At 69.1% G+C, this 20,929-nt stretch carries 22 protein-coding genes; 9 read left to right on the plus strand and 13 right to left on the minus strand.

Annotation, left to right across the window (positions count from 1 at the left end):
- The first annotated feature begins 86 nt into the window (after nt 1-86).
- Nucleotides 87-1,340: a poly(ethylene terephthalate) hydrolase family protein gene (locus tag AC0NH5_RS30025; RefSeq protein ID WP_474410095.1), complete on the plus strand. Its 1,254-nt coding sequence runs from the start codon at nt 87-89 to the stop codon at nt 1,338-1,340.
- A gap of 183 nt (nt 1,341-1,523) precedes the next feature.
- Nucleotides 1,524-1,781, plus strand: a complete 258-nt coding sequence (locus AC0NH5_RS30030) for a Txe/YoeB family addiction module toxin (RefSeq protein WP_474410096.1) — start codon at nt 1,524-1,526, stop codon at nt 1,779-1,781.
- Nucleotides 1,782-1,791: 10 nt separating this feature from the next.
- On the opposite strand, the gene AC0NH5_RS30035 is transcribed toward AC0NH5_RS30030, so the two are convergent.
- The 6 genes from AC0NH5_RS30035 to AC0NH5_RS30060 form a co-directional block, all read right to left on the minus strand.
- On the minus strand, nt 1,792-2,202 hold the full coding sequence (locus tag AC0NH5_RS30035) for a type II toxin-antitoxin system VapC family toxin (RefSeq protein WP_474410098.1): 411 nt from the start codon (nt 2,200-2,202) through the stop codon (nt 1,792-1,794).
- On the minus strand, nt 2,199-2,495 hold the full coding sequence (locus AC0NH5_RS30040) for a type II toxin-antitoxin system Phd/YefM family antitoxin (protein WP_474410099.1): 297 nt from the start codon (nt 2,493-2,495) through the stop codon (nt 2,199-2,201). The genes AC0NH5_RS30035 and AC0NH5_RS30040 overlap by 4 nt, the downstream gene beginning before the upstream one ends.
- Before the next feature lie 59 nt (nt 2,496-2,554).
- Nucleotides 2,555-3,370 carry a DUF427 domain-containing protein gene (locus AC0NH5_RS30045; protein WP_474410101.1) on the minus strand — a complete coding sequence of 272 codons (816 nt, stop codon included), beginning with the start codon at nt 3,368-3,370 and terminating at the stop codon, nt 2,555-2,557.
- Between the two features lie 167 nt (nt 3,371-3,537).
- Nucleotides 3,538-5,664 carry a glycosyl hydrolase gene (locus AC0NH5_RS30050; RefSeq protein WP_474410102.1) on the minus strand — a complete coding sequence of 709 codons (2,127 nt, stop codon included), beginning with the start codon at nt 5,662-5,664 and terminating at the stop codon, nt 3,538-3,540.
- A 17-nt stretch (nt 5,665-5,681) separates the two neighbouring features.
- Nucleotides 5,682-6,461 (minus strand): hypothetical protein, encoded by a 780-nt coding sequence (locus AC0NH5_RS30055; RefSeq protein WP_474410103.1) that lies wholly within the window; start codon nt 6,459-6,461, stop codon nt 5,682-5,684.
- A 64-nt stretch (nt 6,462-6,525) separates the two neighbouring features.
- A complete protein-coding gene (locus AC0NH5_RS30060; RefSeq protein ID WP_474410105.1) occupies nt 6,526-8,136 on the minus strand; it encodes a glycosyltransferase family 2 protein in 1,611 nt (536 codons plus the stop codon).
- A gap of 403 nt (nt 8,137-8,539) precedes the next feature.
- Between AC0NH5_RS30060 and AC0NH5_RS30065 the strand changes: the two genes are divergently transcribed.
- Nucleotides 8,540-10,498: a cellulase family glycosylhydrolase gene (locus tag AC0NH5_RS30065; protein ID WP_474410107.1), complete on the plus strand. Its 1,959-nt coding sequence runs from the start codon at nt 8,540-8,542 to the stop codon at nt 10,496-10,498.
- Between the two features lie 68 nt (nt 10,499-10,566).
- Here AC0NH5_RS30065 and AC0NH5_RS30070 read toward each other — a convergent pair whose 3' ends face one another.
- Together AC0NH5_RS30070 and AC0NH5_RS30075 are read right to left on the minus strand one after the other, a co-directional pair.
- Entirely contained in the window at nt 10,567-11,445 is an 879-nt protein-coding gene (locus AC0NH5_RS30070; protein WP_474410109.1) for an SDR family oxidoreductase, read from the minus strand.
- The gene (locus AC0NH5_RS30075; RefSeq protein WP_474410110.1) at nt 11,442-12,845 is read right to left on the minus strand and encodes an FAD-binding oxidoreductase; all 1,404 of its coding nucleotides are present in this window, start codon (nt 12,843-12,845) and stop codon (nt 11,442-11,444) included. The genes AC0NH5_RS30070 and AC0NH5_RS30075 overlap by 4 nt, the downstream gene beginning before the upstream one ends.
- 80 nt (nt 12,846-12,925) lie before the next feature.
- Between AC0NH5_RS30075 and AC0NH5_RS30080 the strand changes: the two genes are divergently transcribed.
- Nucleotides 12,926-14,530, plus strand: a complete 1,605-nt coding sequence (locus tag AC0NH5_RS30080; RefSeq protein WP_474410112.1) for a bifunctional AfsR/SARP family transcriptional regulator/alpha/beta hydrolase — start codon at nt 12,926-12,928, stop codon at nt 14,528-14,530.
- A 159-nt stretch (nt 14,531-14,689) separates the two neighbouring features.
- Here the strand turns inward: AC0NH5_RS30080 and AC0NH5_RS30085 are convergent, their stop codons facing one another.
- Nucleotides 14,690-15,349, minus strand: a complete 660-nt coding sequence (locus AC0NH5_RS30085; protein WP_474410113.1) for a DinB family protein — start codon at nt 15,347-15,349, stop codon at nt 14,690-14,692.
- 215 nt (nt 15,350-15,564) lie between these two features.
- Between AC0NH5_RS30085 and AC0NH5_RS30090 the strand changes: the two genes are divergently transcribed.
- Together AC0NH5_RS30090 and AC0NH5_RS30095 are read left to right on the plus strand one after the other, a co-directional pair.
- Nucleotides 15,565-15,966, plus strand: coding sequence for a helix-turn-helix domain-containing protein (locus tag AC0NH5_RS30090; RefSeq protein WP_474410115.1), 402 nt, complete (start codon nt 15,565-15,567; stop codon nt 15,964-15,966).
- A 34-nt stretch (nt 15,967-16,000) separates the two neighbouring features.
- On the plus strand, nt 16,001-16,417 hold the full coding sequence (locus AC0NH5_RS30095) for a VOC family protein (protein WP_474410117.1): 417 nt from the start codon (nt 16,001-16,003) through the stop codon (nt 16,415-16,417).
- Nucleotides 16,418-16,437: 20 nt separating this feature from the next.
- Here AC0NH5_RS30095 and AC0NH5_RS30100 read toward each other — a convergent pair whose 3' ends face one another.
- From AC0NH5_RS30100 to AC0NH5_RS30115, 4 genes are read right to left on the minus strand one after another with little or no spacing between them, the layout of a single operon-like run.
- Entirely contained in the window at nt 16,438-17,001 is a 564-nt protein-coding gene (locus AC0NH5_RS30100) for a hypothetical protein (protein WP_474410118.1), read from the minus strand.
- Complete coding sequence (locus tag AC0NH5_RS30105; RefSeq protein ID WP_474410121.1) at nt 16,998-17,225, minus strand: hypothetical protein; 228 nt, start codon at nt 17,223-17,225, stop codon at nt 16,998-17,000. Before AC0NH5_RS30105 ends, AC0NH5_RS30100 begins: the two co-directional genes overlap by 4 nt.
- Before the next feature lie 11 nt (nt 17,226-17,236).
- Nucleotides 17,237-18,127, minus strand: a complete 891-nt coding sequence (locus AC0NH5_RS30110) for a hypothetical protein (RefSeq protein WP_474410122.1) — start codon at nt 18,125-18,127, stop codon at nt 17,237-17,239.
- A gap of 46 nt (nt 18,128-18,173) precedes the next feature.
- Nucleotides 18,174-18,398: a helix-turn-helix transcriptional regulator gene (locus AC0NH5_RS30115; protein WP_474410124.1), complete on the minus strand. Its 225-nt coding sequence runs from the start codon at nt 18,396-18,398 to the stop codon at nt 18,174-18,176.
- 225 nt (nt 18,399-18,623) lie between these two features.
- Between AC0NH5_RS30115 and AC0NH5_RS30120 the strand changes: the two genes are divergently transcribed.
- From AC0NH5_RS30120 to AC0NH5_RS30130, 3 genes are all read left to right on the plus strand, one after another.
- A complete protein-coding gene (locus tag AC0NH5_RS30120; RefSeq protein WP_474410126.1) occupies nt 18,624-19,832 on the plus strand; it encodes a hypothetical protein in 1,209 nt (402 codons plus the stop codon).
- 5 nt (nt 19,833-19,837) lie between these two features.
- The gene (locus tag AC0NH5_RS30125; protein WP_474410128.1) at nt 19,838-20,173 is read left to right on the plus strand and encodes a hypothetical protein; all 336 of its coding nucleotides are present in this window, start codon (nt 19,838-19,840) and stop codon (nt 20,171-20,173) included.
- Nucleotides 20,174-20,505: 332 nt separating this feature from the next.
- On the plus strand, nt 20,506-20,889 hold the full coding sequence (locus tag AC0NH5_RS30130) for a YbaB/EbfC family nucleoid-associated protein (RefSeq protein ID WP_474410130.1): 384 nt from the start codon (nt 20,506-20,508) through the stop codon (nt 20,887-20,889).
- Nucleotides 20,890-20,929 lie beyond the last annotated feature (40 nt).

Below are 20,929 nucleotides of genomic sequence, written 5' to 3' on the forward strand. Positions count from 1 at the left end.
GGAACACCCATGCTGACCGAGCATCCCGCGGCTTCCGCGGACGGCTGTTCAGGATCGTCGCCGCCGGGGTCGCCGCCGCCGTCGGGTTGTTCGCCATAGCGCTGACGGCCGGCACGGCGTCGGCCGCCGACAACCCGTTCCAGCGTGGCCCGGACCCCACCCTGGCCAGCGTTGCGGCGCAAACCGGCCCGTTCGCCAACGCGTCGGTCAGCGTCCCGACCGGGTACGGCTTCAACGGCGGCCGGATCTACTACCCGACGGACACCAGCCAGGGCACCTTCGGGGCCATCGCGATCTCGCCGGGTTACACCGCGTTGTTCTCCGCCGAACTGGCCTGGATGGGGCCCTGGCTGGCCTCCCACGGTTTCGTCGTGATCGGCATCGAGACCAACAGCCGTAACGACTTCGACACCGCCCGCGGTACCCAGTTGCTCGCCGCACTGGACTACCTGACGCAGCAGAGCCCGGTACGCGACCGGGTCGACCCCAACCGGCTGGCCGTCTCCGGCCACTCCATGGGCGGCGGCGGGGCGCTGAGCGCAGCCGGCCGGCGCTCGTCGTTGAAGGCAGCGGTCGGGATCACGCCGTACTCGCCGTCGTCGAACCTGGCCAACGACCGGGTGCCCACGATGATCATTTCTGGACAGGCGGACACGGTGGTCACCCCGTCCTACGCCCTCGGCCTGTACAACAGCCTCCCGGCCACGACGGAGAGCGTCTATCTGGAGGTCGCCGGTGGTGATCACGGGTTCATGGTCGGCCGGTCGAACCCAGTGATGATCAGGACCATGCTGCCGTTCGTCAAGATGTTCATCGACAACGACACCCGGTACAGCCAGTTCCTCTGCCCGCTGGCGGACTCCAGCGGCGTGGTCACCTACCGCAGCACGTGCCCGTTGCTGCCCGGCGCGCCGACCACGCCTCCGACTACTCCGCCCACCGGTTCACCCGGCTCCGCCGGCGAGATCGTCGGCGCCCAGTCGGGCCGGTGCATCGACGTACCCAACGCCGCACGCGACAACGGCACCCGGGTGCAGCTGTACGACTGCAACAGGCAGCCCAACCAGTCCTGGACATACACCTCGAACAAGCAACTTCAGGTGTACGGCGACAGATGTCTGGACGCAGCCGGTTCCGGCAACGGCGCTGCTGTGCAGATCTACAGCTGCCACAGTCAGACCAACCAGCAGTGGAACCTCAACTCCAACGGCACGATCAGCAGCGTGCAGTCCGGACGATGCCTCGACGTCTGGAGCACCGCCAACGGAGTACAGGTCCAGCTGTACGACTGCCACGGACAAACCAACCAACAATTCAGGCTCGCGTCCCGCACCCGATGATCATGAGCAATCGCCAGGGCCGCCGCAGCCGGTGAGTACCGGCGACGGTGGCCGGACCGGCCACCGTCGCCGGTCTGCCGGACCGGGGTGCGTGGAAGCCCTGCGCGGATCGATGGCCGAGCTGGACCGAGGCGAAGGCCGCGAACGGGCGCTCGTCGACCCGACCGTGGCGCCGGACGTGGCGTGAGGCTGATCTTTTCGACGACAGCTTGGTCGCAGTACCTCAGTCACACGGACCGCAAGCTGATCAAGCGAATCAACGACGCGATCGCGGACGTCATGCGCAACGGCTACGAAGGCATCGGTAAGCCCGAACCGCTTCGTGGAGAGTTGTCCGGCCTCTGGTCGCGGCGAATTGACCGTGAGCACCGGCTCGTCTATCGGATCAAAATTGGCGACGTCGAGATCGTCGCCTGCAAATACCACTACGGCGATAGGTGAATCCGTCACTTCACTCTTGACCGGGACTTGCCGTGGGCAGGCCGGCGGCCTTGGCGCTGTCGAGCAGCCGCCGGTCGTAGGTGACGAAGGCCAGCAGCGGCGACCCGGATTCGTTGGTGAGGACCTGCGCGGTGGCGAGATGGATGGCGTCGAGGCTGCGCAGTGTCGGTTCGGCGAAGGCGGCCGCTGTCGCGCGGATCGTACTGTCGATCTCCAGCCGGAACAGCCGTCCGATTGCGGCCGGCACGCCGACCAATGCCTGCGGGGCCGACCGGCGCAGCGCCCCGGGGACTTCGATCTCCACGAGAGCCGACGAGACGAGGGGTGCGTCGGTGTGGGCGTTGAGCCAGGTGACGAGTTCGGCGCTGTGTGTCTCTTGGCGGACGAGTTTGACGACAGCGGCCGAGTCGAGATAGATCACCAGCGCTCCTCGTCGCGCATCTCGGCGAGTGTCGTGGCGACGTCGATGTCGTCGTCACCGAACTTCGGTGGCAGCGGGACCGGACCGCCGCCGACAGGAGAGACTGCCCGTCCTGCCGCTACGAGTTTGGCGAGGGCGGATCGATCGTCGCCCACCGGCACCAGGCGGGCGACTGGGTGCCCCCGGTCCGTGATTTCGACGGTTTCACCGCCGCTGACTCGGGCCAGCACCTGACTAGTGTTCTGGTTCAACTCCCGGACACCGATGCGCTCCATGGCGTAGCTGTAGAACAAGAGGTTCTACATAACTTGCGCCTCGAGTGCCGAGGTGAACAGGTCCTTGGTGCCTCGTCTCAGGAGACGCCGAATTCGTCCTTCATGACGTTGGCGATCGGCGAATCGGGTCGTTGCCGGGGCGCACCGTCGACGGTCACGTCGACAACCTCGTCGAAGAAGGCGACCAGACCTGCGAGCGGCGACGCGTCAGGCAGCGGGTCGAGGTAGGTCCAGGCCAGGTTCTCTCCGGCCGCGAACGACAGGTATGTGGCGCGGCCCTTGTACGGGCAGGCCGTCACCATGTCGCTGGGCAGTATCTCCGCCTTGACGTCCGTACGCGGCAGGTAGAACCGCGGGTACAGCTTCGTCTCGAACACGAGTGTCGGAGTGCGCGACTCGGCGAGCAGCACACCGTCGCGTTCGATGCGCACGTGCCGGCTGCTGCGCCGTGCGTCGACGCGGGAGAACGGATCGCGGGGGTGGGAGAACACGGGCTCGTCCTCTTCCGTCCAATCGAACGCGTCGAAGTCGAGCACGACGTGACCGGCGAGATCCGCGTCGTTCGGGCGGAACGCGGCACGCTCGCGGACGTGGTCGCCGACGCGGACGTCGTACGTCTGCCCGGGGGTGGAGTGCACGGCGAACGGGATGCCGGGATGCAGCACCGGTATGTCGCTTCCCGTAGCCGGCTCGACGGGTAATAGTTCAGCCCGGACGTCCTTGTCCGGCACGGCGTACGTGGGCACGATGCGGCGCGGTTCCCAGAGCAGGACCGCGGCACGGCTGTCGACGACGATCCGGCCCTCGAGCCTGGCGCGGACCCATTTGTCCGTCGGCTCGTGCCGCAGCACGGCGAGCAGCCTCATCATCTCGTCACCGACTCTCAGACTCATGCCGGTCAGTCTTGTCTCTACACCCGCGCTCGGGTGGCCTTCATCCGATTCCCGACTCCCGCAACGACGCCACCGACGTCCCGTCCGCCGGAGCGGATGCGAAACCGTACTGGTGCGGGGGAGAACAGCAGTGGTGTGACGTCCCGCCACATCGTCGGCCGTCGTCCTCATCCTCCGGGCGCCCGGAGCATCCGCGGAGCGTCCGCAGGCCCGAACGCCAGCGACCCCACCGGCGCGGCGGCTTTCGGCTGGGGCGGTCCCAGCACGGCCAAAGCCTCGATCCAGTAGCGGACCATCGCCCGGCTGGTGCTTTCCTCTCGGGAGACTCCCGCGTCGAGCCTGCGGCGCGCGGCCTCCGGGTCCGACAGGGCGAGGTCAGCAGCAAAGAGATCGCCCCAGACCCGGGGCTTGTCGCCCAGTTCCTTCTGGCGGGCGGCCGACGGCCCGCGGTAGAACGCACCGGCAGTCAACGGCAGCAGCTGGATGCCGAGGACGGACTCCGGTTTGGGGTCGAACCAGGTCGCATAGTCGATTTTGGCGTCCCAGACGATGCCCGCGGTCGTGTGCGCATACCCAGGCTCGCGGGTCAGTCCTTCGCCGAGCCAGTACATCCGGGCCGTCGCCGCCTCCAACGCGTAGTGGGCGATGCCGTACCCGGTCATCTCCGCGTTGTCGCGGACGACTCCCCAGCGCACCACGGCTTCCCAGGCCGCCACCGCTTCGCTGGACGACTCCTGGTTGTTGCCGTCCGCGAAGGGCGCGAATCCGGACGCCGCCGAACTGCCCAGATAGGCGTTGAAGGCGCGGAACGGTGGCAGCCCGCTCGTGGGTCCGATCGCCAGCGATCCGGCGTAGTCGCGGACGATCAGGTCGACCACGTCGCCGTAGTCGCGGGCGAATCCGGGATCGGCCGTTGCCAGCACGGCTGCCGCGCGGACCAGGTAGCCGTACTGGAAGTGATGGTCGTTGTAGTCCTGCGCGCCGAACTCGGCCGGGACGGCTATCAGCCCGCCCCAGGTCGGGTCGTAGCCGAAGTAACGCCCGTCGGACGGTCCGGTGTAGGTCAGCCAGTCGACGAGTTGCGGCCGCAGCAGGTCGAGCGCCGCCGTGCGCTGGGTGTCCGCTCCGGAGGCGGCCGCTACCTCGGCGATGGTGGACAGCCGGCCGAGTTCCTTGAGCCCGAAGTAGCTGCCGCCCTTGCCGGGTGGATCGGCCAGGTCCCGGTCCAGGTCGGCCAGCACGGCTTTGTTCGCCGCCTTGCTCAGCGGCACCTTCGGCACTGCGGTGAGCAACCCCGGCATCGAGGTCGTGACCTGCACCGCGTCGGCCGTGACCAGGGACATCGTTCCTCGCGCGTCCGGGTAGGAGCCGGTCAGCGGCTCCGGCCCGGTGATCAGGCCGGCTCGGTGGTGCGGCAGCAGGGCCCACGCTCCGGCCCCACCGGCGGCCCGGCGTGCGGTGAGGGTCTGGCTGACCGTTCCGGCCGCGGGGTCGTACGCCGTGGTCGCTGTGGTCCGCACGATCGGATCGCCGGTGCTGGCCTTTTCCCAGCTCGCCTGATCGGCGCCGGCCGGCACCCGGGCGACGGCGAGTTGCTCGCCGGACCCGGTGATGGTGGTCCCGGTCTGCGCGAGGTCGGTGCCGAGAACGTCCCAGCGCCCGCCGCCGATGTCCAGCCGGGCCCGGGTGGCCGAGCTGCCGACGTCGCGGAAGGTGCCGTTCAGGGTGGGGGCTGCCCCGTCGAAGCGCAGCCACACCACCGGGCTGCCCTGCGCGAGGGTGACATCGACCCGGCCGCCGCCGGCGAGCCCGACCCGCAGGACGACGTGGAAGGCGCCGTAGCTGACGACGCTCACTGCGCCGGTCGCCGTGCCCACGGTGAGGGCGGGCAGGAACGGGGTGATGACGGCGTTCGCGGAGGCGGTGAGCGACGCGCCACTGATCTGCAGGCCGTCGGCGGCGGCCTGCACGGCCAGCGGGTGGGTCCAGATCGGCTGGGTGCGGGGGCCGGTGAGGGCGGAGCTCCACCACTGGTTGGTCGGCACCGCCTGGCCCGTGAGGTCGCCGGCCTGGGCGGGGGCCTTGGTCGGGGCGGAGCCGGCCGGCAGCTTTCCGGCAATGCTGCCGCTGCCGGTCACCACGGGAGTCGTCGGCGGCGACGCGGCGGCGTCCTCCATGACCGTGCCGGCGATCCGCGCGGTCGGGACGCTGCTCGGCGGCGCAGCGTCCGGCGTGGGCGTGTCCGGCGTGGAGGTGCATGCCGTCAGCGCGGTGAGGGCCGCGATCATGGTCATGGCCGGTAGGCGGCGGTTCATGCGCTGTTCACGGCGGGGGTGCTGCCGGCGGCCGTGGTGGTGTCGACGACCACGGCGAACTGCAGCCCCGGCACCAGCGTGCGCACGGTTGCGCGGGCCGCCGGGTCCGGTCGCAGCACGACGGTCAGCTCGTCCTCGGCGCTCGTCTGCTGGCCGGCATCGACCTTCGGCTCGACCTTCTCCAGCGTCGTGGTGATCCGGTCGGACAGGCCGGGGCCCGTCACATAGGCGGTCATTCCGAGCCGGAACTTGCGTAGCTTCTCCAGCGGCACGTCGACCGCGAAGGCCACTTTGGCCGGGTCGTACAGGGTGACGATGGGCTCACCGGCGCGGGCGATCTGGCCGGGAGCCACGTTGATCTTGGTGATGACGCCTGCGGCGGGCGCCTGCAGCTTCTGCACTCGCCGCGTGTTCCCGTCGCCGTCCGCGGTCAGGGTGATGGTGGCCAGGACCGCGCCGGCGGTGACGCTGGTCCGCTCGGCGGTCAGCATGTCGGTGACGACGGCGGCGTCGGCCGATCCGACAGTGATCGGCTGCGCGGTGAGCACGGCGGTGCCGGCATCCACCATGTTCTGTTCGGCGAGGCGCTGCCGCACGATGTGGGTGCCGCCCGCGCCGGCCGCCGACACCAGGATCAACACCACCACGCTGGTACGCACGACGCGCAGCGCACCGCGCCCTCGGCGCTGCGGCGGCGGGGCCACCGGTGCGGGAGGCTGAATGACCCTGGTCGAGTCGTTGTCGTAGGTTCGGGCATTGTCGATCGTGGCGCTCATGGTCGTACCCTCTCGGCGGTGTGGCCCGGGTCTGGCGGTGGATTATGGTGGGCAGAACCCGAGGTCAGGTAGTCGCCGCGACCTGCCGCGGCCGGGTGGTGTTCGGTCCGCCGGCGGGCGGTCGCGGAGCTTGCGACGATCCGGCCGGCGGCGTCGCGCCGTGCCGGAGCCGGCCGCCGGTGACCGATTCGAGGATCATCCGGCCGAGGATCAGAACGATCATGGAAGCCCAGCCGACGGACAGCCAGGTCGGCCCCGGATCGGCCATCACGAGCACCCCGACCACGATCGCGGTGACGTTCAGCACCAGCAGTGCGAACAGGGGCATGACCGCCCACAGCGACCGGGTGCCGTCGCCGCCGGCGTTGGTGGCCTTCCACTTCGCCGGCCGGCCGAGCAGCACGCCGCCGAGCGCCCGCAGATGCACCGGCGTCGCACCGATGCTGGCCACGATCGCCGACAGTTTGAATCCGCCCGACTGCAGCCAGGTGACCAGCAGCACGGCCGCCTGGAACGGCAGGTAGTGGGTCGCCCAGGCGAGGCCGTCGGCGCGGATCGGGCTCAGCGCGAAGAGCAGGTAGAGCGCCGGGAAGAGCATGAAGGTCAGCATCGCCACGGACAGCAGGTAGTGCGTACCGCAGAACAGGTACTGCAGTCGCTGGTCGATGGTCAGGCCGATGCCGCGCTTGAACAGCCGCCCGCGCAGCAGCACCTCGAACCCGCCGCTCGCCCAGCGCAGCTGCTGCTTCAGGTACGACGGGACGTCCTGTGGGGCCAGCCCGCGAGCCAGCACCTGCGGGACGTAGATGGACTTCCAGCCCCGTTTGTGCAGCTCGATCGACGTCCAGATGTCCTCGGAGTTGCTGCCCGTCCAGATGCCGCCGATGCTGTCCAGCGCGGCCCGCCGGAACATCACGTTCGTACCGACGCAGAAGGCGGCGTTGAAGTGGTTCTTGCCCGGGCAGACGAGCTCGTAGAAGATGCGCTGAGCCTCGCCGGAGCCGGTGGCGACCAGATTGACGTTGTTCGTGTAGAACTGCGGGGACTGGACGAACGCCACGTCCGGGTCGTGGAAGTACGGCAGGATGCTGAGCAGGAAGTTCGGCTCGGGCACATGGTCGGCGTCGAAGATGACCACGAACTCGCCGTTGGTGCGGGCCAGCCCGGCGTTGACGTTGCCGGCCTTCGCATGCGCGCCGCCCGGGCGGCGCAGATAGCCGATGCCCACCTCGTCCGCGATCTCGCGCAACTCGTCGCTGTCGCCGTCGTCGAGCAGGAACGTCCGGTGTGGCAGGTCCATGTCGCGGGCCGCCAGCATGGTGCGCCGGACCAGCGCCGGCTCCTCGCCGTACGCGGTGATGAAGACGTCGATGGCCGGCACGTCCGAGCCGGCTCGCAGCCGGTTGCGCCAGACCGTGGCGTCCACCGGCTCGGGCCGGTCGTCGTGGGCCAGGATGGTCCACCACGTGCCGATCAGGTGCAGGGCGGTCAGGCCTTCGGCAGCCAGCATGGCGAACCAGAGCCAGCCGGGCCCGCGGTACGCCGGGTTGAGCAGGAACAGCTGATAGAACAGCGTGGCGGCGAGCGCCGCGATGATGGCGACGCGCGTCGAACGCTGCAGCGGCCGCCATGCCAGGCGGGCTGCCCGGGCCGGCGGAACTGGCGGTGCCGTCATGGATGCCCCCGAGAGCCGTCGATATCCAGCGCCGTGATTCGGTGCCGTAGATCAGGGAACAGGAACATCCGCCGGCGCGCGACCCGGCCGTCGCGAACATTTATATTCGGCACGGGTTACAGGGTCATAAAATCGTCGCCCGGCGCGCGTTTTTGTGAACTCACTTTGATCTTAAGGGCGACCCTGAGCTGCTGCTACACATTTTGGCGCGTTAATTCTGGGTGACCGGTCGATCTCTTTTATTTCGCCCCGAAAGGGCGCCCAGTGGGTGAGGTCACATGCTTCACCGATCGAGGTGGTGAGCGCATTCAATGCAACCGAAACGCCGCTGAAACGGGGCAGCTTATTTCTTGATGGCGAGCACGGGCCGGACGTGGGCCGGCCACTGTGGAATCATGCGCCCATGGTTCATAGATCAACATCTCGCTCCGGGCCGGCCTCGGGGCGACGTCTTCTTGCTCGCGCCGCGGCCGCGCTGGTCGGTCTGGTGGCCGTGGTGACGATCCCGGCCGCGCCGGCGCTGGCCTACGCCGACTACGAGGCGGAGAGCACGCTCGCCATCGACTCCGCCTACGGCTCGCCGTACGCCGACCCGGCCGCCTCCGGTGGTCAAGCCCTGGCGATCTGGAACAACGCCACCGCGACCGGCACGTTCACCGCGCCGCATGCGTTCAAAGAGATTCGGCTGACCATGATGGGCGGCATCTGCGGTACGACCGACGCGCGGCCGCGCGCACGGATCACCGTGGACGGGGTGACCGTCGGCGAGAACAGTGCCGGAGAGGCCTGGGACACGAACGGGTACTACGGATCCTGGTCGGGTGGAGTCCACACCATCGGCGTGACATTCCTCAACGAGTACGGCGACGGCACCTGCAACCGTTTCCTCGAGGTGGACAAGTTCCGGATCACGTCGATGCCGGTTCACAAGCACGCCCGGCACGGCACGGTGGTGAGCCCCGCCAAGGTCGTCGATCTCACCGCCGCGGTGGAGTCGAAGGCGGTGTGGCTCGTCGGCGCCGGCTCGGTCACCGTGCCGTTCGAGACGGTCGAGCAGTTCGACCGGGTGCTCGTGCGGTTCCGTGGCTTCCTGTGTGACGGCGCGCCGACCATCAACATCACCGTCGACGGTGCCCTGATCGGCACCCAGACGTACAACTACATCTCCTCCGCCTGGCGAACCGGGTACGGGCAGCACCCGGCGATCAGCCAGGGCGGCAAGTGGGCGCCCGGCAACCACACGGTGAAGCTGCAGCTGGCGAACCCGCACAGCAGCTCGTCCTGCACCCGGTCCATGTACGTCGACGTGGTGGAGCTCAACCAGTCGCCCACCTACACCGAGACGCCGTACACGCCCGCCAGTGGCTTCATCACCCGCTCCGGCACCCAGCTGGTGCTGGACGGCAAGCCATTCAAGTACGCCGGCCTCAACGCCTTCGGCATGAGCGGCTGCGACCAGGCCGACGGACAGCCGTGGACCGACTCGGAGCTGGACACGTACTTCAGCCGACTCGCGCCGAACACGGTCACCCGGACCTGGGCCTTCAGCAACGCGGGCACCGCACCGCTGGACCGCATCCTCACCTCGGCGGCGAAGTACCGGCAGAAGGTGATGTTCACCCTCTCCGACGGGCGCAACTACTGCGGGGAACGCGACGGCAGCACCGGCGACGAGTGGACCGAGGGCGTGGACAAGACCCTCGCGTGGTACCAGGGCGGCTTCCGCACCAACTACCTGCCGTGGGTGCGTACGGTCGTCGACCGGTACAAGGCGAACACCAGCGTCGCGTTCTGGGAGATCATCAACGAGCCGGGCTCGCAGGACAACACCGCCTACACCGACGCCATCGTCAAGGTGTTCCTGGACGAGACCGCTGCCGTGATCAAGGGGATCGACGCGAACCACCTGGTCTCCAGCGGCACGGTGAGTCAGGACTACCGGGGCAGCCAGGACTTCAGCTACCTGCACAGCGGGCCCAACATCGACATCGGGTCACTGCACGAGTACGAGTACGACTGGTTCAACCCGGCCAAGAACGCGTACGAGAACTCGATCGTCTACAACAACCTGGGCACCCTCCTGACCGAGATGCAGCAGGTGAACAAGCCGCTGATCATCGGTGAGACCGGGCTCTACGCCGCCGACGCCGGCGGGTGCCGCACCTCGGTGGCCACCCGGGCCGACGTGATCAGGCAGAAGCTCGACGGCTACCTGAGCCGTCCGGGCGTCGCCGGCGTCAACGTCTGGAGCATCGTCAACGGCAACCCGGTCCGCGCCGGCGAGCCGTGCCCCTTCGAGGCGACGATGGACGATCCGATGATCGCCCAGGTGCGGGCGAAGCAGACCGCGCTGAACAACTGATTCACGACGGTGGCCCGGCGCCTCAGAGCGCCGGGCCACCGCTTGAGCCTTCCGGCACCGCCCGTGCGCTAGCTCGGACTGCCGGCCGGGGCCGCCTCCGGTGTGAAAGCGGCGGCGAAGTCGCGGGCGAAGCCGGTGATGTCGCGCGCCGGGTGGCCGGTGATCGCCCGGACGTGGTCGGTGGTGTGTTCGAAGCCGCCGGCCCGGATGATGCCGAAGACACCGGCCAGGTGGGTGGCGAGCCAGTCCGGCACGTTCGCGTTCTCGAACCGCGGGCGGGCCTGCTCCTCGGTCAGGTCGAGGGAGGTGACGGGCCGGCCGGTCGCCCGGGTCAGCGCCGCCGCCACGTCGGCGAAGGTGACCGGCGCGGGGCCCGTCAGGTCGTACGTCTGCCCGATGTGTCCCTCGGTGGTGAGGACGACGGCGGCGACCGCGGCGACGTCGCGGATGTCGATCATGGCGATGCCCCGGCCGGCGGTGGGTGCCGGCAGCATGCCGGTCTGTGCGATGCCGCCGGCGACCATCAGCAGGTTGGTCATGAAATAGGTGGGCCGGAGGATCACCGCCGGCACCCCGGACCGCCGCAGGTGGGCCTCGATCTCGCCGTGCCAGCGGAAGGGTGGCAGCGCCGACGCGGGATCGGCGTGCAGGGTGGACAGCTTCACGATCTGCCCGACGCCTGCCTCGGCGGCGGCGTCGATGATCGCGGTCTCGTGGGCGACCTTGCGCGGGCCGTCGGCGGCGCAGACGTATACACGGTCAATGTCGGTCATGGCGCGGCGCAGCGAGGCGGGGTCGTCGAAGTCGCCGACGGCAAGTTCGAGGCCGGCTGCGGCGGCCTGCGGGTCGCGGACGAAGGCGCGGACCTTCGCCGAGCGGGATTGCAGTTCGCGTACGACATGGGCGCCGACGTTGCCGGTCGCGCCGGTGACGAGGATGCGGGTCATGGTTGTGCCTTTCGGTCGGTGGCCGGTGGGATGTTGTGGCCGAGGTGGAAGACGTTGGTGGGGTCCCAGACGCGTTTGACAGCGGCCAGGCGGTTGTAGTTTTCGCTGGTGAAGGCGGTGCGGGTCTTCGTCTGGTCGGTGAGCAGAGAGAGAAAAGAACCACCGGTGGCGTACGGCCGGAGCCGGCGCCCCAGCCGATCGAGTGCCGCATCGGCCGCGCTGTGGTCGGGCGTGAAGTAAGGCGCCACGGCCATCACCGAGAACGGCACGTCCCGGTGCCCGGCCGGTCCCGCATCCTGACCCGGATCGGCCATCGCGCCGCCCCAGTGGCGCACGTCGACGAAGGCGAGCGGTGAGTCCGCGGCGCCCGCTTCGACGATCGCCCGCAGCGCGTCGTCGGGCAGCGTGTGGAACATCTCGATCTCCTGCCGGTTCGCCATCGGCGGCGCGTCGGGGCCGTTGGTGGCGGCGCCGGCGGCCGGGAACGGGCGCATCCCGAACATGTCGAGCAGCGGCGGGCCGGCTGCCTCGAGCAGCGGGGCGAGATGCCGGCCGCCGTCGTCGCCGTGGTGGAACACCCGGATGGCCAGGACCCGCTTGCCGCGCAGGTGCTCGGGGACGAGCGGTGACGGGGGAAGCCGGATCAGCAGGACGGCCGTGTTCATGCCGCCCGGCTCGTCGAGTGCCCACTGCCGGTAGGCGGCGAGGGTGTCGAAGGCGCGTTCCAGCGGATAGAAGGACATGCCGGAGTAGACGCGCGGCACCTCGTACAGGCGGAACTCCAGCGACGTGACAGCGCCGAAGTTCCCGCCGCCGCCGCGCAGCGCCCAGAAGAGCTCGGGGTGCTGCCGCGCGGTGGCGGTCAGCGGGACACCGTCCGCGGTCACGACGTCGGCGCTGACCACACTGTCGGCGGCGAAGCCGAACGTCCGGGACAGCCACGACTGGCCGCCGGCCAGCGTGTAGCCGGTCACCCCGACCGTGCCGCAGCGGCCCGCGAGGCCGGCCAGGCCGTACCGGGCGGCGGCATGGTTGACGTCGGTCCACAACGCGCCCGGGCCGACCCGGGCGACGCGGCGGTACGGATCGATGTGGACGCTGTTCAGCGCGGTCGTCTTCAGCAGCAGGGCCCCGTCGGGAACAGCCACCCCGCCGTGACCGGTCGCCTGTATCACCAGGGTCAGGTCGTGTTCTCGTGCGGCCAGCACCGCGGCGCGCACGTCGGCGGTCGTCGCGGCCGTGACGACGACTGCCGGGCGGGACTCGGCGTTCCGGTGCCAGCCGAGCCGGTGTTCGTCGTAGCCCGCCTCTCCCGGCCGGAACACGGCGCCGTCGAAGCGCCGCTCCAGGTTCTCCGGGACAGGCCGCGTCTCATGGATGCCGATGTCGTGCTTCGTCATGAGGCTGAAGCTAGGTGGCGCCCTGCCGGGGCCGGATGTGCTCTGGATGTGGTCGCCGATGTGGCCATACGCTGGGCAGCGTGATCGTGCGGGTGCTCGGGACGGCCGGGGTCCACGGCCCGGGCGGCCCCGTGCCCGGGCTGGAACGCAAGGCGCGCGAGCTGTTGAGCATCCTGACCGTCCACGCCCCGGCCGCGGTCGCCCTCGACGAACTGGCCCGGCTGCTCTGGGACGACCCGCCGCCGTCGGCCGTCAAGACGTTGCGCGCCCACCTGTCCCGGATCCGCGCCGCGCTGCAGGCCACCGATCCCGGCGCCGACGTCGAACGGGTCGGCCGCGACGGATACCGCCTCGCGCTCGCGCCCGACCGCACCGACATCGGCCTGGTCACGACCGCTCGCGCCCGGGCCCGCCGGCTGCTCGCCGACGGCCGCCCGGACGCCGCCGCCGTCGTCCTGGCCGAAGCCCGCGCGATGTGGTGGGGCGAGCCCGAACTACCGGAAACGGTCGCCGCCGCGGCGCTGCGCCAAGGCTGGCGGCAGGAGCGACGACTGCTGGTGCAGGAACACCTCGGCTGCCTCGCGGCCGGCGGCGACCCCGCCTCGGCGCTGGCCGAGTTGGAGCAGTTGACCGCCGCCGACCCGCTCGACGAGCCGCTGTGGGTCCATTATGTGCGCGCCCTGCACCGGGCCGGCCGGCAGACCGAGGCCCTGCGGGCGGTGACCGCCGCCCGGGCCGCGCTCGTCGAGGTCGGCCTGGACCCGTCCGCCGCGCTGCGTGCCGCGCAGGCGGAAGTGCTGCACCCGTCGGACGCCTCCGCCCCGGCGGCCCGCGCGCCGGACGTCGCCGTGACGGTGCGTTACGCCACCGGCGACGGCGGCTCGACTGCCTACACCCGGTTGTCCGACCACGGCCGCGACCTCGTCGTGCTCAACCCGGGCATGCTCACCATCGACGGCCTGCTCGACCACGCGCACGCCCGCACCGCGCTGGCGACCCTCGCCGAGCACTCCGCCGTCGTGTGCCTCGACCGGTCCGGGATCGGCCTCTCCGACCCGCTCGACCCGGGCCGGCCGCCGCTCGACCAGTGGGTCGCCGACCTGCGCCGGGTCCTCGACGCGTTGGCGATCGAACGGGCCGACCTGTTCGCCAACTTCGACACCGGGCTGGTCGCGCTCGAGTTCAGCGCCCGGCACCCCGAGCGGGTGCGATCGCTGGTGCTGGCGCAGTGCTACCCGCGGTACACCCGCGGCGCCGACTATCCCTACGGGCTGGACCGGGGTACGACCGAGACGCTCATCCGTGACACTGTGTCGCCGGCGGCTCCCGGCGAAGGCGTGGACTCGGTGGCCCAGGCCGCCCCGAGCGTCGCCGCCGACGAGGCCTTCCGGCAGTGGTGGAACCGCCTCGGGCGGCGCGCCGCCGGCCCGGCGGTCGCCACCACGATCCGCACCGTCGCCACCGGCACCGACCTGCGTCATCGCCTGGCCGAGGTCACCGCGCCGACGTTGGTGCTGCACCGCCGCAACTGTCTCAACGTCGACGTCGGGCACGCCTCCTACCTGGCGGCCCACCTGCCGCGGGCCCGGCTGCAGACAGCGGCCGGCACCGATGCGCTGTGGTTCACCGACTCCGGGGAACTGCTGAGATACGCGGTCGACTTCCTCGCCGAGCCGTCTCCTTAGTGCCTGTCTCGCTACCTGTTTCCGCAGCTGACGCCAATATTGGGCTGCGGAGGTCGCCCTCCGCCGTTCATATCACCGTCACAGTGACGCCGATCCGAACCCGACATCACGAAGGTTGCCCTCCCAGGCCCCCGGGCGGCAGCCAAGGCTCAGAGTCGCTCATGAATCCTGCGAAGAACCCTGGAGAGACAGTTTGTCCAGGTCACGCTTGCAGAACCGGTGGTGAGCCCATTCCTCGTTGAGCACGGTCCCGAGGCATTGCCGCACTGTCCGCCCCTTGGCGTACGGAGGCCATCTGTCGTCGTCCGGGACCGGCGCGGTCTTCGCGAGCTGATCAGGCGTTACCTCGGCCAGCCATGTCTCGATCTCTGAAGCCTGCCGGGCTCGTACGGCGAGCACCTCGTTGAGGCTTGGCTGGGCGGACGGGTCGAGCTCGTCCTCCCGGTCCATGACGAACGGTGGACCCAGTCCCATGGCCGTGAACGGCTCGGTAAGCCCGAGCACGCAGCGTCGGAACCAGGAGTCGTGTACGAAGACAAGGTGGCGCTGAGTTTCGACCATCGACCACTCGCCGTCGACGCCGTGATGTTCGCTGTTCTCGGGCATGGACCCCATTCGCTCGTTGGTCGTCGCCCAATCGTCCCGCAGTTGCCGCCATGCCTCTCGCAGGTCGTCCGGCTGATCTGAGCGGATCAGCAGCCGTACCGGGTGACGACGGTCGAGCTCCGCCTCGACGTACGACATCACCTCGACGCCGTTGACCACAAGATTGGTGACCAGGCCGTCGATCTCGGCGTCCTGCATGACCACGCCGACCATCCGCGCTCTACTCAGGTCGCACTCGCGGAATTCCGCACCGGTGAAGTCCTCATCGTGGAAACGTCGCATGTAGACAGGCTAGGTGGCACCGCACGCGCTACGCACGGATCTGCCGAGATCCGCGCGTCTCACGATGTCCTGCGTCACATTCCCGTAGCGAGACACGCACTTAGCATGGGCACGTGAGCAGAGGGGTCGAGGAACTGCATCGGCGCATGCTCCGTGCCCGCGACGCGATCGACAGGGCGTACGCCGAGCCGCTGGATGTTCGTACGATCGCGGCGGTGGCTCATCTGTCGCCGGCCCATTTCAGCCGGTGCTTCCGCACGGTGTTCGGCGAGACGCCGCACCGTTATCTGCAGCGGCGACGGATAGAGCGTTCGATGTTCCTGCTGCGGGAGACCGGTCGCAGCGTCACCCGGATCTGCACCGAGGTCGGCTTCACCAGCCTCGGGACTTTCAGCCGGACCTTCCGGGCGATCGTCGGGGAGACGCCATCGGGTTACCGTCGCGGTCACATGCCGGTCGTCGTGCCCCACTGCGTCCAGATGGCGAACACCCGCCCGCGATCCAGCAGTTCCGGAGAAGCCATCGTGGGGCCGCTTTCTCTAGCCTGACGACGTTCGGTCCGACGGCTGAGGAGAGCGGCAAATGATCACCAAGCTGAACGTGGCGTCCATCTACGTCCTCGACAAGGACGAAGCCTTGACGTTCTACGTCGACGAGCTGGGCCTCGAGAAAGGCAACGACGTCCAGCAGGGCTCCTACCGCTGGCTGACGGTCCGCGTCCCGGGCGGCGGCACGGAGATCTCCCTGGAGCAGCCGGGCCCGCCGCTGCACGACGAGGCGACGGCCGAGCAGTTGCGGCAGCTGATCGCGAAGGGCGCGCTGACCGGTCTGGTCCTCAACACCGACGACGTCCGGGGACTTCACGAGAAGTTGAAGGCCGGTGGATTCACGGACTTCACGCAGGAGCCGACCGACCATTTCTACGGCACCGACATGGGTCTGCGGGACCCGTCCGGCAACCCGATCCGGATCCTCCAGCAAGGAAGGACCACAGCTTGATCGACGGCGTCTCGCGGACGTCAGCCGAGCGGCTCGATCATGCGGCCGAACTGGGCCAGCGACCCTGCTCTGTCGATCCCGTCCAGCGCGTCGGGGGAAAGGCTTGCCATCGGCGGGTCGCCCGCTCGGTCACGCCAGCCCGCGAGGCGTACCGACTTCCATTCGAAGTTCGCCTCGCCGTTCTCGGTGTGGAAGCCACCGCCCCGCTCGAACAGGATGATCAAGGGCTCGAAAGGGTCCTCCAGGTCGGGCGGGAGGGCGACGCCGGGCGTCGCCCGCAGGGCGCTCCAACGGAGGATGAACGGCGTCACCTGCTTGACGTTCCAGCCCGCGCGGGCGGCTCCGACCATCCCGAGCAGCTGATCCAGCACCTGCTGATCGGCGCGCACGGCCGGGTCGACACACGCGGCGATGTCAAAGAACGGGACGCGGGTGTCGCACTCGTAGGCCGCCGCCCAGCGGGCTGCCCGGCGGAAGTACTCCTTCAGAAGAGCGGCCCTCGACCAGGCCTTGTCGCCGCGCCGTTCCCAATCGACCGCGCCCAGACGGGCGGCCATCGCGCGTACGGCTTCGTCGGGTGTCATCGTCCCCATCCTCGCAGAACCGCGGCGACGACCTCGTCCAGGTTCGAGAGATCATCGGCCATCCGGATGCCGGAGCTGTCGATGCCGAACACGCGCCAGTGCTGGAGCGGCGCGTCGAGCCGCCAGGCGTTGGGCGCCAGTTCGTGTGCCCCCGGATGGTCCGGGTTCAGGATGCGGTCGCCGTCGGCATCGAACGCGTCCGGGTGCGCGGATCGGTAGGGCAAACCGGCCTCCATCAGCCTGTTCTCGACGTATTCATGAGCGGCGAGGCTCCGGAAGGCGGCCAGGTCGTCGGGGTCCAGGGTGCCGTTCGCAGCGCCGTCCCAGAGGTGCGCAGTGCGATCGTCCGGCGTGAAATAGCCTCGTTCCACCCGGTGCGGGCCGACTGCGATGTCGTGCTGCAGGACGAACAGGCGAGCTTCGACCAGAGTCGGCGCAGGCTGCTCAACAGCGCCCGAAGGAAGTGGCGGATCCGGTCGGCCCACTTGGCTACGAGGGCGGCTACCTGGGCGGCCACCGCGGGAGTGGCCAGGCCGAGCGTGAGGCCCTCCGCGGCCAGCCACTGGGGGAGGCGAGCGGCGAGGGTGCCCACGAACTGGGCGATCAGATCACGAACGATGGCGCGGACGGCGGAGACCAAGAGCCCGGCACCCTCCACCGCGTGCGCGATGCCCTGAGCGGCGGTGGCCAACGTCCGCAGCACGTGCAGGTGCGATTCGGCGTGGCGGCGGTATGCGTCGGCGGAACTGCCGGACCAGACGTCGACCTCGGTGACCAGCTTTTCGGCGTACACCTGCTGGGTCTGATCTGTGAGAAGGGCGATGTTCGCCCAGGTGGATGCCTGGGCAGTGACCTCGCCGGCGTTGCCGGCAAGCTGATCGAGGGCCGCCCGGAGCGGCCGGACGTGCTCCATCAGCCACGCCCCACCCCAGGAGAACAGGGTGCCGAGAGGGTCGATCGTCAACGCCAGCGTGTCCAACGTGGCGCCTGCGGTGCTGACGGCGGGATCGACCCAGCTGCGATCGCGGATGCCGTCAGCAATGCCGGCGGCGCTGTCGACCAGGCCCAGGCCGGTGTGCCATGTCGTCGAGTCGTCGGCATGAGCCACCAGCGGACTGCTGCTCACCTCGCCACCCCCTCGCAGAGGTGAACCCGGGCGGGTGAGCCCCGGTTCAACGCATCGGGGTGGCGGCTTCGAGCGCGCGCCTCCGGCGGGCGCGGTAGGTGGTCATCCAGACCTCGATGTCGTCCAGATTCCAGATCTTGCCCTGGGCCAGCTTGGCGATGGGCTTGGGAAAGTCCGGTTTGCCGGCCAGCTGATAGACCCGTTGACGACTGACGCCGAGCATGGCGCGGATCTCGTGCGCGCCGACCAGTCGGAGAGGCTTGTTACCCATGAGCATGACTATAGGCACAAGACTATAGTCGTACGCAATGGCGTGCACCTTGAGTGGCGGGACCGTCCACGGTCTACTGGGGAGACATCGATGAGGATGGGGCTCCGGTGAACGATGTCGACGCCGCGGAGGAATGGCTGGACTGCGTGGGCCGAGGCAGTCGATGAATACTGACGGGCGGGGAGCGGCGGTTTCGCTTCAGCAGGCCGTCCGCGGGTGGCCCGGATGAGTGACAACCCGCTGGTCGCCGAAGCGCAGTCCGCTACGACCTGGTCCACGGGGCTCGGTCTCGTCGAGGATGCCATCGAGGTCAGCAACGGCATCCACGACAACAGTTGGGTGGACGCGACGCTCGGTGGGGTGGGCGGCAGCCTCGACGCGCTGGCGATGACCGTTGATCCTCTGGGGTCGCTGATGGCCTGGGGCGTCGGGTGGCTGCTGGAACACGTCAAGCCGTTGCAGGAAGCGCTGGATTGGCTGGCCGGGAACCCGGCCGAGATCGCGGCGCATAAGGCCACGTGGCAGAACGTGTCTGTCGCCGCTGCCGAAGCTCGTCAGCAATACGCAGAAGCGGTCCGCACCCAGACCGCCGAGTGGTCCGGTGTCTCCGGTGATGCCTACCGCGCCCAAGCTGCTGAGCACGCCACGGTGATCGAGGGCATCGCGGTTGTGACACGCGCTCTTTCCTACGCGGTGGAGGGCGCGGGGCTGTTGGTCGGGTCGGTCCGGGAGATCGTGCGTGATCTGATCGCACAATTCGTCGCCACTCTGGCAGCACGATTGCCTCAGTGGCTGGCCGCGGAGGGGTTGACGCTGGGACTGGCCACTCCGGTGGTGGTCGGCCAGGTGGCGGCGCTCGTCGCGAAGTGGGTCAACAGGATTCAGGACTTCGTACGGGCGCTGCTGAGCAGTTTGCGACGGCTCAGCGGCAGGCTGACGGACTTGGCCGGTCTTCTCCAGCGGCTGCAGCAGAAATTGCAGACTCTGAGCCGCCGCAGCGGGGTGAGAACTGACCGAGCTCACGGAGATGCTGAGCGGGAAGTTGGACTCTTCCGGCAGGGCGACGGCATCGTGCGCAACGGCGAAATCATCTTGATGACGGCGGGGAACGTTCGCACAGTCGCGCAGAAGTACGGCATCGACGTGGCAGGAGTCAGATTTTCCTTGGACAAGAACAGGCGTGGATCCGGCCCCGGGAGGGAGTTCTATGGTGTGACGATGCCCGACGGGGAGATCAAGCTGGCTCGGGACGCTTTTCGTAGCGAGGAACAGTTGGCGCGCACCCTGGCGCACGAGCGCTTCCACCTCGAAGAACTGCGCAACGGTAATGAGTTCCCCTGGGAAGAGGCCGCCCGTGCCGCCGCCGAGATCCGGGCCTATGCATTCGAGGAACGATGGTGGCAGGCCCACAAGCACCTGCTCGACACGGAGTAGATCTGATGCCGGAGATGACGGACTCACAGAAGACGTGGGAGGCGTGGTTCGACGCCTTCACCCGGATCCGCGACGCCTGGCCCGAGCCGGTCGATGTGCCCTGCCCGGACGGTGATCAAGGGCGGCTGCGCATCACCTACACCGGTAGCCCGGACACCAGGGTCGGCTTCGCAACGCTGTGGTGCGACGTCGGACGTAACGGAATATTCCTATCGCGCGTCGGCATCCCGGACGGCGCGGAGATGCTGACATTCGACGCGACGCCTGAGGAGCGCGCCGCAGTGATTCCTGACGTCAGACTCATTCCGACCGATCCTTATGTTCCGGAAGGCGACGGGTAAGGGACGCATTGCCGGCAAGCTGATCGAGGGTCGCCCGGAGCGGCTGGACGTGCTGCATCAGTCAAGCCAAGCCACAGGGTGCCGAGAGGGTCGATGGCCGGCGCAAGCGTGTTCAGTGTGGCGCCGGCGGTGCTGAGGGCGGGATCGACCTAGCCGCGATTACGGATGCCGTGAGCGATGCCGGTGGCGCTGTCGACCAGGCTCAGTCCGGAGGGGCTCACCCCTGAGCAGGACTATAGGCATGCGACTATAGTCGTACGCAATGGCGTGCACCTTGAGTGGCGGGACCGTCCACGGTCTACTGGGAGACATCGATGAGGATGGGGGCTCCGGTGAACGATGTCGACGCCGCGGAGGAATGGCTGGACTCGTGGGTCAGCCAGGTGAACGCGCAGGCCGAGCGCAGTGTCGAGCTGACCCGCAGGGTGGCTGCGCTGACCGGGTCGGCGGAGGGCTGGGACGGCGCGATCCGGGTGACCGTCGGCTCCGCCGGCCAGGTCGAGAAGCTCGAGGTGGAGGATCGCGCGCTGGATTACACCGGGGCCGACCTTGCCCGCGAGATCCTCGCGGTGATGCGGCGGGCGCAGGGTGAGTTGTCGGCCAAGGTCGCCGAGCAGGTACGGGAAACGGTCGGCCCCGACAGCGAAACCGGCCGCGCGGTGATCGACTCGTTCGCCACCCGCTTCCTGGAGCGGGAGGACCGGGACGGGCGATGAACACTGACGGGCGAGGAGCGCATGCCGTCCGCGGGTGGCC

The organism is Actinoplanes sp. 13, assembly GCF_056134165.1.

Coding starts and splice junctions, on each gene's coding strand:
- AC0NH5_RS30045 (WP_474410101.1), bottom strand. CDS start 3,370: ATGAGTCTGAGAGTCGGTGACGAGATGATGAGGCTGCTCGCCGTGCTG.
- AC0NH5_RS30050 (WP_474410102.1), bottom strand. CDS start 5,664: ATGACCATGATCGCGGCCCTCACCGCGCTGACGGCATGCACCTCCACG.
- AC0NH5_RS30055 (WP_474410103.1), bottom strand. CDS start 6,461: ATGAGCGCCACGATCGACAATGCCCGAACCTACGACAACGACTCGACC.
- AC0NH5_RS30060 (WP_474410105.1), bottom strand. CDS start 8,136: ATGACGGCACCGCCAGTTCCGCCGGCCCGGGCAGCCCGCCTGGCATGG.
- AC0NH5_RS30065 (WP_474410107.1), top strand. CDS start 8,540: ATGGTTCATAGATCAACATCTCGCTCCGGGCCGGCCTCGGGGCGACGT.
- AC0NH5_RS30070 (WP_474410109.1), bottom strand. CDS start 11,445: ATGACCCGCATCCTCGTCACCGGCGCGACCGGCAACGTCGGCGCCCAT.
- AC0NH5_RS30075 (WP_474410110.1), bottom strand. CDS start 12,845: ATGACGAAGCACGACATCGGCATCCATGAGACGCGGCCTGTCCCGGAG.
- AC0NH5_RS30085 (WP_474410113.1), bottom strand. CDS start 15,349: ATGGTCGGCGTGGTCATGCAGGACGCCGAGATCGACGGCCTGGTCACC.
- AC0NH5_RS30090 (WP_474410115.1), top strand. CDS start 15,565: ATGCTCCGTGCCCGCGACGCGATCGACAGGGCGTACGCCGAGCCGCTG.
- AC0NH5_RS30095 (WP_474410117.1), top strand. CDS start 16,001: ATGATCACCAAGCTGAACGTGGCGTCCATCTACGTCCTCGACAAGGAC.
- AC0NH5_RS30100 (WP_474410118.1), bottom strand. CDS start 17,001: ATGACACCCGACGAAGCCGTACGCGCGATGGCCGCCCGTCTGGGCGCG.
- AC0NH5_RS30115 (WP_474410124.1), bottom strand. CDS start 18,398: ATGGGTAACAAGCCTCTCCGACTGGTCGGCGCGCACGAGATCCGCGCC.
- AC0NH5_RS30120 (WP_474410126.1), top strand. CDS start 18,624: ATGAGTGACAACCCGCTGGTCGCCGAAGCGCAGTCCGCTACGACCTGG.
- AC0NH5_RS30125 (WP_474410128.1), top strand. CDS start 19,838: ATGCCGGAGATGACGGACTCACAGAAGACGTGGGAGGCGTGGTTCGAC.